We start from the raw sequence: 15919 nt of genomic DNA, 5'->3' as shown, positions 1-15919 counted from the left end.
GTTTTCAATAAACTATGATAAATGACAGGAAAAAATTGATTCATTAATACGTACCTTTGTTAAATGCATACACTTCTTGATAGTTTCGGACGACAAATTAACTATGTTCGGTTAGCAGTAACTGATCGATGTAACTTGCGTTGTCAATATTGCATGCCTGCTCATGGTATTGACATTGTTCCAAGAAAAGAATTGCTTACCTATAAAGAAATGTATCGAATTATTCGAGTACTTACTGAATTAGGTGTAAATAAAGTACGTTTAACTGGTGGAGAACCTTTTGTTAGAAAAGACTTTGTTGGCTTTTTAGAAATGCTTTCTTATAACGATTTATTAGATACCATAAATGTTACTACTAACGGAGCGTTAGTTTCTAAACACTTAGAAAAATTAGAAAGCCTTAAAAAGATTAAGAACATCAATTTAAGTATTGATAGTTTACAGGAAGAGAAATTTAAAACCATAACAAGACGTGATGTTTTTCCTGAAGTATATAAAACCTTTGAGTTATTAGAAAAAAGCTCGTTAAACTTAAAATTAAATGTAGTTGTACAATCTGGTTTCAACACAGATGAAATCAATGATTTTGTTCGTTTAACAAAAGAAAAAAATATTGATGTTCGCTTTATTGAAGAAATGCCTTTTAACGGAAGTGGGCAACGTGACTTAAAAGAAAATTGGAATTTTACAAGAATTTTACAAGAAATACAATCGGAATTTGATATTGAAGAAGTTCCTGCAAAAAAATCATCGACCTCTAGAAATTACCAAGCAAAAAACCACCTAGGAACTGTGGGAATAATTCCTGCTTTTACTAGAACTATTTGTAACGATTGTAACCGTATTAGAATTACCTCAACAGGTACTTTTAAAAATTGTTTGTTTGATGATGGTGTTTTTAATTTACGTGACTTTATTCGGAATGGAGCAAGTAACGACGATTTAAAAGAGTTGTTTTTATCTTTAGTAAAAGAAAAACCTGAAAATGGTTTTATTGCAGAAGCAAATAGAAAAAAAGGAAACGTTTCAGAAAGTATGTCAACTATTGGGGGGTAAAATGATTTATAGTATTCTTTACATATTAATAGGTCTGATATCTATTTATTTTGTCTTTAAATTAAAAAACCGAGACAACAACTTATGGGATAAATCAACATCTTTTAGTGGATTTATAGGAGGTTTTATTCTAATTGTAATTGGCATTATTGAATTATTTAAAGAGTCGTAAAATGACAACAGTAGAAGAAGCAAAACATATAATTTTAGAAAACACACAAAACTTTGGAATTGAAGAAATTCCATTTATACAGTCAGTTGGTAGAATCTTAAAAGAAAATATTGTTGCCGATAGAGATTTCCCTCCATTCAATCGTGTAGCTATGGATGGAATTGCTATCAATTATCGTTTTTTTAAAGAAGGAATTCATGATTTTAAAATAGAAGGTGTTCAACCAGCTGGGAGTATACAAAAAACACTTAAAAATGCAGCCAATTGTTATGAAGTAATGACTGGTGCTACTTTACCAAATAATACTGATACAGTAATTAGATATGAAGATGTACAAATAACAAATGGTACTGCAACTATTATTGTAGATGTTATTAAAAATCAACAAAATATTCACAAACAGGGATCTGATAAAATACAAGGTGATTTATTAATTAAAGAAAACACATGTATTTCTCCTGCTGAAATTGGAGTATTGGCAACGGTAGGTAGAGCAACTGTAAAAGTAGCTAAACGTCCTAAAGTGATGATTGTTTCTACTGGTGATGAATTAGTTGAAGTAGATAAAAATCCGTTAGCTCACCAAATTCGAAGAAGTAATGTGTACACCTTAGTTTCTTTGTTAGAAAAATTAAATATTCCTTCAGAAACAGCTCACATAGCAGACGAAAAACCTGTTCTAAAAGAAAAAATAGCCGCCTTTTTACAAGAATATGATGTACTTCTTTTTAGCGGTGCTGTTAGTAAAGGAAAATTCGATTTTCTACCTGAAGTTTTAGAAGAGTTAAAAGTTAGAAAACTGTTTCATAAAGTGGCACAACGCCCAGGAAAACCATTCTGGTTCGGACGCTCAGGTGCTTTAGCTAATACAAAAAGTACGGTTGTTTTTGCTTTCCCTGGAAACCCTATTTCAACTTATGTAAATTGTATGGTTTATTTTTATGATTGGTATTATACATCTGTAGGTATCAAACCCAAAAAAGAAACGGCAATTCTTGCTGAAGATGTAAATTTTAAACCCAACCTAACGTATTTTTTACAAGTTAAATTAAGCTATCGTTTTGGTCATTTAATAGCAACTCCTATAAAAGGAAACGGCTCAGGTGATTTAGCTAGTTTAGTTTCAACAGATGGATTTATTGAAATTCCAAAAACAGAAGAAACTAAGTTTAAAAAAGGTAGTGTTTTTCCAGTAATTAAATATAGATAAACTTTATAAAGTAATTTGAAATAACAATGTCAGTTCGAGTGATTTTGTGAAGTGTTAACGAAATAAAATTGTATCGAGAACAATACAATAAAAGTTATGAAAATCTATTACGTTTATATATTAAAATGTTCGGATGAAACATACTATACAGGTATTACTTCTGATTTAGAAAAAAGAATATTTGAACACAAAGAGGGTAAACATTCAGAAAGTTATACTTACAAAAGAAGACCTATAAAATTGATGTTTTATGCCGAGTTTTCAGAAGTAAGTTTTGCTATTAAAACTGAAAAGAAAATAAAAAAATGGTCTAAAGCTAAAAAGGAGGCATTAATTAACAATGAATTTGAAAAACTTCCTAATTTAGCAAAGAAGAAGTTTAAATAACTTCTCGATACAATTTTCTCATAAAATCGAAAATCACTCGAAGTGACGATTCGTAGTGTCAGTTCGAGTGAATTTGTATCGAGAACAAATAATATATTAGGATATTAAAATTTAAAACTAATAACGTGAGCAATTTTTCCCATATAAACGAAAAAAACAATCCTAAAATGGTGAATGTTTCTGATAAAAAAATCACGAAACGAACAGCTATTGCAAAGGCTACCATGTTTTTAGGTGAAGAAATTATTAGTCATTTTAATACCAATGAATTAATAACTAAAAAAGGTCCAGTTTTTCAAACAGCCATCATTGCCGGAATTCAGGCAGTAAAAAAAACGTCAGATATTATTCCTATGTGTCATCCATTATTAATTAATGGAGTAGACATTGATATCAATATTGTAGATAAAGAACAAGTAGAAGTATTTTGTAAAGTAACTATTGAAGGAAAAACAGGTGTTGAAATGGAAGCGCTTACCGGAGCATCAGCTACATGTTTAACCATTTATGATATGTGCAAAGCTATTAGTCAGGAAATGATAATTAAAGAAATTAAATTAGTAGAAAAAACAGGAGGTAAATCGGATATTAAAAATGGATAAAAAGCATTCAAAACACACCAAACTAACTAAAAAACAAAACGATAATTTCGCTCCTAATGAAGTAGCTATTTTGGGAACAAAATGTGGTATTATAGCTGATTTAGTGACTGAAGTTTCAAACAAACTATCACATTATAATCTTGGGTATTTTGATGCTTCACATGCTAAAGATGTTCCACAAAATAATTTCTCTGAGTATACCTTTCATCATGAAGGAAACCTTCAAATAAATACAACTTCTCCCATAAATAAATACGAACAACGATTACAGTTTTACAATCATGATTTCGTATTTATTAACGGAAATCATTATAAAGGTGCTAAACAAATTTTAATTTTAGACGATGAAAAAGAAGCTTCAGTAAAAAAACGCTTAGAACAACTAACAAACATTCAATTCATCATAAAATTGAATGACAATACTCCATATTTTGATTGTTTAACAGAGAAGTTCCCAAATATTGAAAACATAACTTGTTATACTATTGATCAGGTTGAAAAAATCACAAATCATATAAATAACTTAATACAAGAACATATTGCTCCTATAAAAGGTTTAGTTTTAATTGGGGGAAAAAGTACTAGAATGGGTACCGATAAATCTGAATTAAATTACTTTGGGAAACCTCAAAAAGAGTATGTAAAAGAAGTCTTAGAAAAATGCTCTTTACCAACTTTTTTCTCTGTTCAGAAGCCTTCAGAAAAAGACAATGAAATTCATGATGTATTTTTAAATCTAGGTCCTTTTGGTGGAATTTGCTCTGCTTTTCAACAAGACCCTAACGCAGCATGGTTAGTTATGGCTACTGATATTCCTTTTGTAAATGAAGAAATTATTAAACTTTTATTAGAAAACAGAGACTCTAGTAAAGTAGCAACCGCTATTAAAGGAAAAGGAAAAGAATTTCCAGAACCATTAATTACCATATATGAGCCTAAAGCTTACGGAAAATTATTACAGTATTTAGCACAAGGATATTCTTGCCCTCGTAAAATGCTCATCAATTCTGATGTTAAAATTGTAGAAATTGAAGATACATTTATCAGAAACATCAATACTCCTGAAGATTTTAAAACAGCTTCTCAAGAAATTAAAAAGAGTGTGTAAATTAAAAATACTCTAAATTGGGATAAACTTTTACCCCAATTTAGAGTATATACAAAAGAATATTTTCTTATTTCAAATCAAACCTATCTAAGTTCATTACTTTAACCCAAGCAGCAATAAAATCAGTAATAAATTTTTCTTTAGCATCATTACTTGCATACACTTCTGCTAAACCTCTTAATTCAGAATTAGATCCAAAAATTAAATCAGCTCTAGTAGCTTTCCATTTAACAGCATTCGTTTTTCTGTCTTTACCTTCTAATTCCATTTTTTCTTCAGAAACAGGAGTCCAATAAGTACTCATATCTAAAAGGTTTACAAAAAAATCATTTGTTAAAACACCTGGTGTCTTAGTAAGAATTCCTTTAGTTGAAGCATCATAACTTACATTTAATGCACGCATTCCTCCAACTAAAACTGTCATCTCAGGAGCTGTTAAAGTTAATAACTGCGCTTTATCTACTAACAACTCTTCGGTTGTAAGCGTATATTTTTTCTTCTGATAATTTCTAAATCCATCTGCCATTGGTTCTAAAACAGCAAATGATGCAACATCTGTTTGTTCTTGTGTAGCATCCGTTCTTCCAGGATTAAAAGGAACTTCTATTGAGAACCCTGCTTTTTTAGCTCCTTCTTCTACTGCTACTGATCCTCCTAAAATGATTAAATCGGCAATAGAAACCTTTCTAGATGTATTGTTAAATTCAGATTGAATTTTTTTATAAACACCTAACACCTTTTTTAATTGAGCTGGATTATTACTTTCCCAATTAATTTGTGGCTCTAAACGAATACGAGCACCGTTAGCCCCACCTCTTCTATCTGAACCTCTGTAAGTAGAAGCCGATGCCCATGCTGTTTCTACCAACTGATTATGAGGAATTCCAGAATTAAGAATTTCTTTTTTAAGTATTTTAATTTCAGATTTTGTAATTAATTTATCCGTTCGTGTTGGAATTGGGTCTTGCCAAATAAAATTCTCTTTAGGAATTTCAGAACCTAAATACGTTGATTTTGGTCCCATATCTCTATGTGTAAGTTTAAACCAAGCTTTTGCAAATGCTTCATCAAAAGATAAAGGGTTTTCTAAAAATTTTTGACATACTTTTTTATAATCAGGATCAAATTTCAGTGCTAAATCTGAAGTTAACATGGTAGGTCTATGTCTTTTGTTTTTATCAAAAGCATCAGGAAAAACTTCTCCAACACCTTTTGCAGACCATTGATGTGCACCAGCAGGACTTTTAGTTAATTCCCATTCGTTATCAAATAATGTATTTAAAAAAGCGTGACTCCATCTTGTTGGTGTCGGCGTCCAAATAACTTCTAAACCTGAAGTAATAGCATCTTTACCTTTTCCTGTTTTATAACTACTTTTCCAGCCTAAACCTTGTTCTTCAATACCAGCTGCTTCAGGAGAAGCTCCTACATTATCTGCAGGTCCAGCTCCATGCGTTTTTCCAAAAGTATGACCTCCAGCTATTAAAGCAACAGTTTCTTCATCATTCATCCCCATCCTAGCAAAAGATATACGTATGTTTTTTGCAGAAGCAACAGGATCTGGCTTTCCATTTGGCCCTTCTGGGTTTACGTAAATTAATCCCATTTGTACAGCTGCCAAAGGATTTTCAATATCTAAATCTAACTTTCCTTCTTTATTCAGTCTTCTACTTTCTAACCATCCTGATTCTGATCCCCAATACACATCCTTTTGAGGTTCCCATACATCTTCTCTTCCTCCTGCAAAACCAATCGTTTTTAATCCCATTGATTCAATCGCTACATTACCCGTTAAAATCATTAAATCTGCCCAAGAAATTTTTTTACCATATTTCTGTTTTATAGGCCACAATAACCTTCTAGCTTTATCTAAATTTCCGTTATCTGGCCAACTATTTTGAGGAGCAAAACGTTGAAGTCCCATACGTGTACCTCCTCTTCCATCACCTGTACGATAAGTTCCTGCACTATGCCAAGCCATACGTATAAATAATGGCCCGTAATGACCATAATCTGCAGGCCACCAATCTTGAGACTCTGTCATTAACTTTGTAAGGTCTTTTTTTAATTGCGCGTAATCTAGTTTGTTAAATTCTTCAGCATAATTAAACTGTTTTTTCATTGGGTTAGACAATGCTGAGTTTTGCGCTAGAATATCTAAGTCAAGTTTATTAGGCCACCAGTCTTTATTAGACTTCTTTTGTGAAATTTGCTCTTTTTTATGTCCTTTATCAAAACCAAAAGGGCACTTTCCTTTTTCTTTTACTTCACTATGGTTTTCACCACTACTGCAAGCGAAAAGTAATGAGCTTGCTGCTACTACTAAATAAATTTTTTTCATTTTTTTAATGGATTAAGTTTAATAGTAAATTTAAATAAAACAAAATGATTATATTTTCATTTAAAATAGAAATAATTTATAATGGTATGTGGTGAAATGTAAAATTGCTTCTTTCAACATAAATTAAACTATCTATTTAGCTCAATAAATTTTTATTATTTTTGGAAGAATGAAAAAAATTGCTTCTTTACTATTTTATACCTTGGGGTTTTTAATCATATTCCTTTTTTTTGTTTGGTCAAAACTCATTATAGTTTCTACCATACTATTATTAATTCTTGATAGTTTTACTAAACAAATAGTCTCAAAACTATTAAAGAAATATATTTCAACTTCTATATACAAAATAGTCACGTATTCTTACATAATTCTGTTACCACTTTTCATTGCTGTTTTTTTTAGAACATTCTTCATAGATGTTTATTATGTTCCTTCTAGTTCTATGGAAGCTACTTTATTTCCTGGTGATTATGTACTAATTAATAAATTTAGTTATGGAGTAAGAGTACCTAAGCATCTAAGAAACACACCAGTTATTGGTAGTTTTTTCAACCCTCCTGAAAACAACTACAATCTATACACTTCTTTAAGCTCTTTTGAAGAATTAGAGAAAGAAGATATTGTAGTTTTTAAAGCTGTTGATGATTCTGATAAATTTTTAATAAAAAGAATTATTGGAATGCCTTCAGACACTATCGAAATAAAAAATAGTATAGTCTTTGTTAACTCAAAAAAAGCTAAAGAAAAAGATAATTACTCATACAACTACATTTATGAACAGGGCAATAAGTTATCCTTATTTAAGAATTATTCAAACAAAGAATTTGCCAAGTTCTCAACTATAAACAAAGGAAAATATAAAAAAGACCTTCAATTAAAACCGAATAATAACTATTTTATTTTTCCTTCTAAAAAACACGATAGTTGGACAAAAGACAATTATGGTAAATTAATAATTCCTAAAAAAGGAATGAAAATATTCTTAACTCAAGAAAATATTGCAGTTTATAAAAATACTGTTCAAAAATTTGAAAATGTAATTTTAAGAAACTTAAAAACCAACACATATACTTTTAAAAAAGATTACTATTTCATGATGGGAGACAACAGGCATAATTCTGTTGATTCACGTAGCTTTGGTTTTGTTCCTGAAAGTTATATTCAAGGTAAAATGATTAAAATATTATAAAGCTTTAATAACTTCTTTCTTTAAAGTAAAAAGTGGCAAATAGATTAAAATACCCAATAGAGAAAAAAGTAAGCCCCCAATAGTTCCCGCTCCTAAAGCAAACCAAAACACCTCATTTTGACCATCTTTTATAAAAGGAATAAATCCAATGATTGTAGAAAAAATGGTTAGTATAATTGGGAATATTTTTTGTTTAAATGCTTCGATATACAAACTAATATAATTCTCTTTTGGTTGTTCTTTTTTCAACTTATTAAATCCGTTAATAATAAAAATAGAAGCATTCACTGTTATACCACTTAGTAGCACAAAACTTGCTAAACCACCTTGATCAAAATTAAAATCAAACAGGTAAAACGTCAAGAAAACGCCAATAAAAGAGATAGGAATTACACTTAAAATAATAAACGGTTGTTTTAGGCTTTCGAATAAAACAGCACATATTAAATAAATAATACCCAATACTAAAAGTAATAAAAAAGCATAACTATTATTCTTATCATCATTAAAATTCCACGCACTATCAGAACGTTCAAACCTATAACCCAAAGGTAATTTATCTTTTAATTCAATCAGTTTTTTATTTAAAAATCTTGAACCGAACTTAGGAGATCCTGTATATTGAAATTGTACCAAACGTATATATTCTTGATTTTCTTTGTAAATACTTTCTTCTTCTCGCTCTTTTGAAATTTGTGTACTTGTATTTAATATAACTGGAGCATCAAAATTACCTATCGGACTATTTTTCATATTCCATAAATCAAATTTTTTAGAATTATTTGATACTATTCTTACAGGCATATGGATACCTTGAATATTTAAAGAAATAGCAGATACTTTAGAAAGCGTTAGTGATTGTAATTCATTAAATATTTGAGATGGATTACTATTCTGTATCGCTAACTGCTCCTTATTAAGCTTAAAACGATACTCAAACGATGGTTTTCTTGACCAATAAGAGTTTTCTTTTATGATCACCTTTTGTATTCTAGGATGTTTTTCTAAAGAAAATTTTAATGTATCTGCCCAGCTATTTAAATTATCATAATTATATCCTTTTCCCCCTACAGTAAAACTAATAGACTCGCTACTGTTTGTTCCATTATTAAATCCATTTCCTACTCCGCTAATATTCCATTCTATTCCTCCTAAATCAATAGCTTTTCTTACCAAACGTGATTTTAAAACGAATGGAAAGGAAGACTCTTGATATTCTTTTTTAAATGTAACCTCAATACGTGCATCATTACCACTATAAACGGTACTTGTATATTGTTTAATCTCTGTAAATTGTTCTAAATAATTTTCAATTATTAAAAAAGCTTCATTCATTTGATGCACTGTAGCACCTTTTTCCATTGAAGCTGTTACATAAAGTTTAGTCTCTTCATTTTTACTATAGTATGCATTCGCAAAAACGTAATAATTAAATAATCTAAAAGTTCCTCCCAAATATTTATCAATATATGGTTTTAAGTTTTCTCTATAGGCTGTACTTCCAAATGTACTATTATAGGCTTTCTCAATAATAGTATCATTATTTTCCATTTTTTGAGGTAACATAAAAAACGGCACTCCAAAAACAAATACAATACTAATAATAGCTAATTTTTTAAATCGTAATAAACTATTTAATAATCTAATATAAAAACTATACATGTTTTTTTGCAAACCCCCACTTTTTTGATTTACTTTTACTTTGGTAAGTGGAATTTTATCAAGTAAAGCAGGTATTAAAAGTAAGGCTACAAATAGTGAAACACTTAAATTTATTATAATTACTAAAGCAAAATCTATCAAATTAACCTTGTACTTATCATCTAAAAAGTAAATAATAATTAATGCTCCGATCGTTGTTAAAGTAGAAGCCAAAATTGGCACAAATACCCTAGTATCTCCTTGTTTTTTAATATGATCAATCATTACTATACTATTATCAATAATTAATCCTAATGAAATAGTAATTCCAGCCAATGAATACAATTGTACTTCTACTTTAAAAAAATAGTATAACAGAAATGCAATACCTAAGTTACCAATTAAACTTAATATTGTTATTAATAAATAACTAAAACTCCTACTAACTAATAAAATGAAAACCAATAAAATAAAAACAGTATACCCACTACGTTCATAAATTTTAGTAAGTTCTGCTTCTAAATATTTTGTTGAATTATAGGTTTCTACTATAGAATATTCTTTCGGTAATTCCTCTTTAAGTTCTTTAAGTTTTTTTGTTACCTTTTTTGCTAAAGCAATTGTATTTGCATTTTTAGAAGCATAAATAGCTAACGTAATTGCATTCTTACCATTAACCCTAAAATAATTTCTAGTTTCTTGTTCTTGTTGTTTTACAGTTGCAATATCTTTTAAATAAACAACTCTATCATTAAGCTTTTTTATAGGAATGTTCCAATCGACTTTTTTGGTATTTAAATTAATCGAGAGAGTAATAAAATTATTTTTGTAATAGACTTCTCCTAAACTTTCATTTACAAATTGTTTTCTTAGCGCAGCAATAATTTCTTGCTTACTTATTGACAGTAATTTTAACAATTTAAAATCATAAGTAATAACAAATTCTTTAGGCATTGCTCCATAAACCTGTATTTTATCTACATTTTGTATCGCTCCTATAATCGGTTCTAATTGATTTTTAACCGTTTTTTGAATTATAAAGGGTGATTGTGGTGCATTAACAGTATAAGATAAAAAAGCACGTTGGTAGTAATTTTCATTAGGTTTATTAATACTAATAATTGGGTAACTAACCCTCTCTGGTAATTTTTTATACAATTGACGTATAATCGTTGCTACTTCAAAACGAGCATGATTTATGTTTGTATGCTTGTCAAAAGCTAAAGTAATAGACCCCGTTTCTTTAGAAGATTTAGAACTTAATTTAGTCATTCCTTTTATGGTACTAAAACCTGCTTCTAAAACACTTGTTATTTCTCTTTCTATAGCATAAGGTGAAGCACTGCTCCAACTATAACTTATAGTTATTGAAGGTAATGTTGTGCTTGGGTTTAATTTAACTGATAATTTAGGAATAATAAATATCCCTAAAGAACAAAAAATTAAAACCACCATTAAAATTTTAAATGATGATATTTTGGTGTTTTTTTTTATAGCAACTTGTTTTTCAGAACTCCAAACTTAAAAAACTTTTTATAAAAAAAGAGTAACTATATTAATTTTTTATATATTCGTTCCGTTATTTCAGAAAAAGTAGCTAGTTTTCTTTAATAACATTGCTATAGCTTAAAAGAAAGAATGTTTAAAAATTGCATGCCATTCTTTTTTATTTAAAAAATTATACGACATTATTTATATAATGGACGTGTAATATTTGTTTAATAACTTAAATTTAAAAAAATGAAAAAAATAAGTTTTTCTATTTTGGTTACCTGTTCCCTAGTTTTAGGAGGGTTAACTAGTCTTTCATATGAAACAGCATCTGCTCAAGCAAGTGAAGACGTTTATGCAATCTCTACAGAGAAATTACCTGGAGGTTGGTTAAGAACTAAATGTGATGGGTCAGGAAATGATTGTTCATCTAAATGGTCTACTCTTTCAAATAAAAATATAATAAAGGAAGAAGGGCGTTAAAATTTTTAACTACACTACCGTTTGTATTTAACATTCGGTAGTTTTTATAATAATAAAATGAGATATATTTCTATAATTATTCTACTCATACTTTTTTCTTCTTGTAAAAGAGATAAGAAGATAATTAACAACTCAAACAATAAGGTGATAATTACTAAAAAAACTCCTTCTGATTCTTTAAATTTAAAGATTGATGAAAAAGTACAATTATCATTAATTTATTATCACTTTATAGAAGAAAATAATAGATCTTTTTTAATTAATAAAGGTAGCAACCCTGTAAAACTTAATAAAATTGATGTTTTTACGGGCGAGGTATTAAAAACTCAATATTTTGAAAGAGAAGGTCCGAATGGATATGGTGGATCTTCTGGTTTATTTTATCAGAATAAAGATTCAATCTATATATTAAATGGATATGCTGATAAGTTACTTCTATTTGATTCAATTTCTACTAAAACTAAAGAATATCCAATAGATAATAAATTCTCCATAGAATCTGGAATTCATCAAAATGCATTTGTATATAAAGACCAGATATTTATTCACGGTACTGAGTACCTAAAGCAATATACTTCTGAATATTCTAATAAAGCAAATATTCTTACAAAAATTAATCTTAAAAATGGTAATCAAAAAAGAATTATTAATTACCCTAAAGAATTTAAAAATCAAGGATGGAAAAAAGAATACCAAAAAGCCTATTCTTTAGTAAATGATTCAAGTATTTTTATAAGCTTTGGTAAATCTCATTACGTTTATAAGTATGATTTAAATGGTAATTTAATTAAAAAATTCTCTGCTAAAAGTAAATTTATTAAAAATGCTTCTCCTATTAAAAATAAAGATAATAATAGTAATAAAGCTTTTGACGAACTTTATAGAAATGGTTATTATACAAAGTTATTTTACAATAAAGAAACACAACAATATTATAGGTTTTGTTACTATTTAAAGAAAGATTTTGATAAAGATTATGATTTGGTAGATTTAACAATGTCAGTTTTAGTATTTGATAAATCATTTAATTTAATTAGTGAAAATCAATTACCATATGAGGTTAGTGGATGGTATTCATTTGTTAAAAAAGATGGTATATATATTAGTTTAAAACCATTTCATAAGGAAGATTGTTCTGGAAATGATGAGTGTTTAAAATTTTATTTTTTTAAGTTTTAATATTATGATTAAAAAAATAATTGTTTTGTTTCTTGTTTTCTCTTCTTCATTTATACTTATACAGATCATAAAGAAAAAAAACAATAGTTTTAACCAAACTCCAAATGTTGTTTTTTCTTGCAATACATATGATTTTGGAAAATTGAGTAAAAACGAAAAAGTATCTTATAATTTTATTTTTAAAAATAATTCTAAAACAAACATAGAAATTAAAGATATTATAAAAGATTGTGGTTGCGTTCAACCAATTTGGTCTAAAAAAGTTATAAAACCCTTAGATTCTGATACAATCGTAGTAAAATTTAACTCTACATCTTATGGTAAATTTTCTCAAAATTTTTACGTTTATTATAAACAATTTAAAAAACCAAAACAGTTAAATATAACTGGAGAAGTTTTAAAATAAATTATACATACAATGCTAAAAAAAACACTTTTATTAGGTCTTATTATCATTTATTCTTGTCAAATTTCTGATAAAAATAAGAAAGAAATAAAAGCATCTTTAATAAAAGGAAAGGAAATTTTTAAAGATAAATTCAATATTCAAAATGTTTACTTAGTAGATTCTCTAGTGTTAGTAAAAAATATTTCTACTAAAGAGGGGTATCTTTTTAGTATTTTTAAAAATGATGATGAACATACACCTATTCATAATTTTGGAAAAATTGGAGATGGTCCTAATGAGTTTGAAGAAAGTGTTTATTATACAAGCCAATATACAACTGACTCTGATGGCATCAAATTATGGGTATATGAAATGAATAGAAATAAATTTAGTCAAATTAATTTAACAAAATCTATAGATACTAAGTCAATAGTTATTAGCCAAAGCATACGATTAAAACCAGGATTATCATTTAAAGAATTATATTTTATAAATGATAATAATATTGTAGGTAATCAAGATAATCTTACTCTTAAAATGAATAGGTTAAAATTTTACAATCCTTTAAATAATTCTATTACCAAAAATGTTGAATTATTGACCAAAATTGACAACCCTAAAAAAAACGATATAAACTATACCCAGCAAAATTATAATACTCTTTTTTTAAGCACTATGCGATATAATAAAAAACAGAACAAGCTGGTTTCTGCTATGGTTTCTATGGATAAAATTGATGTGTTTAATACCAACGGTACTTTTATTAAATCTATTGACAATATCAAAACACCAATAAAAGACATAGAAGAATATAATAGAAAAGCTAAAATATTTAATGCTGATTTATTTCTTACTGATAAATATATATATGCACTCTATAGTGGTGACTCAATGTCTGATTACTTTGAAAAAAGTTCACCTACAAGAATAAAAATATATGATTGGAATTATAATTTAAAACATGTTTTAAGCACCAATGAATCTTTAAATTTTATAACGGTTGATCAAGAAAACAAAACAATTATTGGAGTTAGTATACTTCAAGAAAAAACAATGAAATACCACATTAAAATTTAATTGTAATTAGTGATACTGTAATCTAAAAAACATAATTAAAATTAACACTATATTTGGCAAAAAAAGAATGCTTAAAAAATTTATTATCATAGGGTTTATATTATTTTTTTCTTGTAAAAAAGAAAAAAACAATGACGATATAAATAATGAATCTGATAAAAAAATCAATTCTAAAAGTATTGGTATTACTGCCACAACTATTTCAAGCACTACTTTTAATAAACAATTAATTGCTAATGGTAAAGTGATTGCCATACAAAAAGCTGACTTACGCTTTAAAACTAGTAATACGCTAAAAAACATTAATCGGTTAAATGGTCAAACAGTTAAAAAACAAGAGTTAATTGCTAACTTAGATAATAACTTACTAAAAAACCAAGTTAAAAACACTGAAATACTACTACTTGAAGCAAAAAACAAACTACAACAAGAAAAAATAAATTATGGTTTTTATGGAAAAAAAGAAAAAGAAGTTCCTACTGGAGTAGTAAAAAACATTCAAATTAAAAGTGGTGTATTAAGTGCTAAAAACAACTTTGAAAGGGCTACTATAGAATATGACCAAACCTTTTTAAGAGCTCCTTTTTCAGGAATTATAGCTAATATTGAAAAAAAAGAGGGGGATTTTATAGCTAGTTCTGAAGTGTTTTGTACGCTTATAAATCCTCATAATTTAGAAGTCTCTTTTTCTATTTTAGAAAGTGAATATCCTTTTGTTTCTAAAAACCAAGAAATAGAAATTCAATCCTTTAATAGTGAAGATGTAAAATTTACTGGGATTATCACAGAAATTAATCCGTTAGTAGATAAAAATGGACTTATCAAAATTAAGGCTAAAGTGTCTTCTACAAAAACTAGGTTATTAGACGGTATGAATGTGAAGGTTTTTATTAATAAACCACTGAAAAATGTTATTGTAATTCCAAAAGAAGCTTTAGTATTACGTTCTAATAAAGAAGTTGTTTTTACAGTTAAAAAAGGAATTGCAAAATGGAATTATGTAAAATTAGCAGGAGAAAATAGTAACACTTATGCTATTAAAAAAGGATTACAACCAACAGATACTATTATTATTTCTGGTAACCTAAACCTAGCACATGATACAACAGTAAAAATGAATTTGGTTCGCTCTCAATAATTTATATACATTTGTAAAAAATTTGAAAGAAGAAATAATTTAAAAAAATTGCATGCTATTTCTTTAGTATTTAATTATTAACTGTGTATTTGTATGCAGTACACAATAAATGAAAACAAAATGAAGAAAATTTTATTTACTGCAACTTTAATAGCTGGTTTAGCTATTTCTGCATTAACTGTTCAACACTCTAACGCCCAAGATACTGGTTTAACAAAACCTCCACAAGGACAAGGTGGTGGTAACGGAACAGTTATTAAGTGTTATTGTACACTTGTTTCGGATTCAAATGGTAATTTTAGTACTGTTTGTAAAGCTGGGACTAGTGGTACACTTTGCGCACAAAGTAAACCTGGAGGAAATGTTCAGTGTTGGAAATATGACGGTAATTGTGTAAATTAATAAGATTTAATTAAAAAACTCATCCCTTATTTTAATAATTAGAATAAGGGATGTT

General features: G+C 27.9%; 14 protein-coding genes. 12 read left to right on the top strand and 2 right to left on the bottom strand.

Annotated elements, in window-relative coordinates; all coding sequences use genetic code 11:
• Window positions 1-63: 63 nt before the first annotated feature.
• The 5 genes from moaA (at window position 64) to DS884_RS07460 (ending at window position 4535) form a co-directional block, all read left to right on the top strand.
• Entirely contained in the window at window positions 64-1056 is a 993-nt protein-coding gene (gene moaA, locus DS884_RS07480) for a GTP 3',8-cyclase MoaA (protein ID WP_113786322.1), read from the top strand.
• A gap of 173 nt (window positions 1057-1229) precedes the next feature.
• The gene (locus tag DS884_RS07475; protein ID WP_113786321.1) at window positions 1230-2438 is read left to right on the top strand and encodes a molybdopterin molybdotransferase MoeA; all 1209 of its coding nucleotides are present in this window, start codon (window positions 1230-1232) and stop codon (window positions 2436-2438) included.
• Between the two features lie 96 nt (window positions 2439-2534).
• Complete coding sequence (locus tag DS884_RS07470; RefSeq protein ID WP_113786320.1) at window positions 2535-2825, top strand: GIY-YIG nuclease family protein; 291 nt, start codon at window positions 2535-2537, stop codon at window positions 2823-2825.
• Between the two features lie 125 nt (window positions 2826-2950).
• Complete coding sequence (gene moaC / locus DS884_RS07465; protein WP_113786319.1) at window positions 2951-3427, top strand: cyclic pyranopterin monophosphate synthase MoaC; 477 nt, start codon at window positions 2951-2953, stop codon at window positions 3425-3427.
• The gene (locus tag DS884_RS07460) at window positions 3420-4535 is read left to right on the top strand and encodes a molybdenum cofactor guanylyltransferase (RefSeq protein WP_113786318.1); all 1116 of its coding nucleotides are present in this window, start codon (window positions 3420-3422) and stop codon (window positions 4533-4535) included. The genes moaC and DS884_RS07460 overlap by 8 nt, the downstream gene beginning before the upstream one ends.
• 67 nt (window positions 4536-4602) lie before the next feature.
• Here the strand turns inward: DS884_RS07460 and katG are convergent, their stop codons facing one another.
• Window positions 4603-6876 carry a catalase/peroxidase HPI gene (gene katG / locus DS884_RS07455; protein ID WP_113786317.1) on the bottom strand — a complete coding sequence of 758 codons (2274 nt, stop codon included), beginning with the start codon at window positions 6874-6876 and terminating at the stop codon, window positions 4603-4605.
• Window positions 6877-7045: 169 nt separating this feature from the next.
• Here katG and lepB point away from each other — a divergent pair, with 169 nt between their 5' ends.
• Window positions 7046-8065 carry a signal peptidase I gene (gene lepB, locus DS884_RS07450; RefSeq protein ID WP_113786316.1) on the top strand — a complete coding sequence of 340 codons (1020 nt, stop codon included), beginning with the start codon at window positions 7046-7048 and terminating at the stop codon, window positions 8063-8065.
• On the opposite strand, the gene DS884_RS07445 is transcribed toward lepB, so the two are convergent.
• Window positions 8060-11161, bottom strand: a complete 3102-nt coding sequence (locus DS884_RS07445) for an efflux RND transporter permease subunit (protein ID WP_113786315.1) — start codon at window positions 11159-11161, stop codon at window positions 8060-8062. The two genes, lepB and DS884_RS07445, sit on opposite strands and share 6 nt — an antisense overlap.
• 285 nt (window positions 11162-11446) lie before the next feature.
• Between DS884_RS07445 and DS884_RS07440 the strand changes: the two genes are divergently transcribed.
• The 6 genes from DS884_RS07440 to DS884_RS07415 all read left to right on the top strand — a co-directional run bounded on the left by DS884_RS07440 (window position 11447) and on the right by DS884_RS07415 (window position 15864).
• Complete coding sequence (locus DS884_RS07440) at window positions 11447-11680, top strand: hypothetical protein (RefSeq protein ID WP_113786314.1); 234 nt, start codon at window positions 11447-11449, stop codon at window positions 11678-11680.
• 57 nt (window positions 11681-11737) lie between these two features.
• On the top strand, window positions 11738-12859 hold the full coding sequence (locus tag DS884_RS07435) for a DUF4221 family protein (RefSeq protein WP_113786313.1): 1122 nt from the start codon (window positions 11738-11740) through the stop codon (window positions 12857-12859).
• 4 nt (window positions 12860-12863) lie between these two features.
• Entirely contained in the window at window positions 12864-13265 is a 402-nt protein-coding gene (locus DS884_RS07430) for a DUF1573 domain-containing protein (RefSeq protein WP_113786312.1), read from the top strand.
• Between the two features lie 12 nt (window positions 13266-13277).
• Window positions 13278-14324: a hypothetical protein gene (locus DS884_RS07425; RefSeq protein ID WP_113786311.1), complete on the top strand. Its 1047-nt coding sequence runs from the start codon at window positions 13278-13280 to the stop codon at window positions 14322-14324.
• 67 nt (window positions 14325-14391) lie between these two features.
• The gene (locus tag DS884_RS07420) at window positions 14392-15462 is read left to right on the top strand and encodes an efflux RND transporter periplasmic adaptor subunit (RefSeq protein ID WP_113786310.1); all 1071 of its coding nucleotides are present in this window, start codon (window positions 14392-14394) and stop codon (window positions 15460-15462) included.
• Between the two features lie 120 nt (window positions 15463-15582).
• Window positions 15583-15864 (top strand): hypothetical protein, encoded by a 282-nt coding sequence (locus DS884_RS07415; RefSeq protein ID WP_147239385.1) that lies wholly within the window; start codon window positions 15583-15585, stop codon window positions 15862-15864.
• Window positions 15865-15919 lie beyond the last annotated feature (55 nt).

The sequence above is a fragment of the Tenacibaculum sp. E3R01 genome (genome assembly GCF_003318185.1).
In the GTDB taxonomy this organism is placed as follows: domain Bacteria; phylum Bacteroidota; class Bacteroidia; order Flavobacteriales; family Flavobacteriaceae; genus Polaribacter; species Polaribacter halocynthiae.
This window is presented reverse-complemented; position numbering and strand designations above follow the sequence as displayed.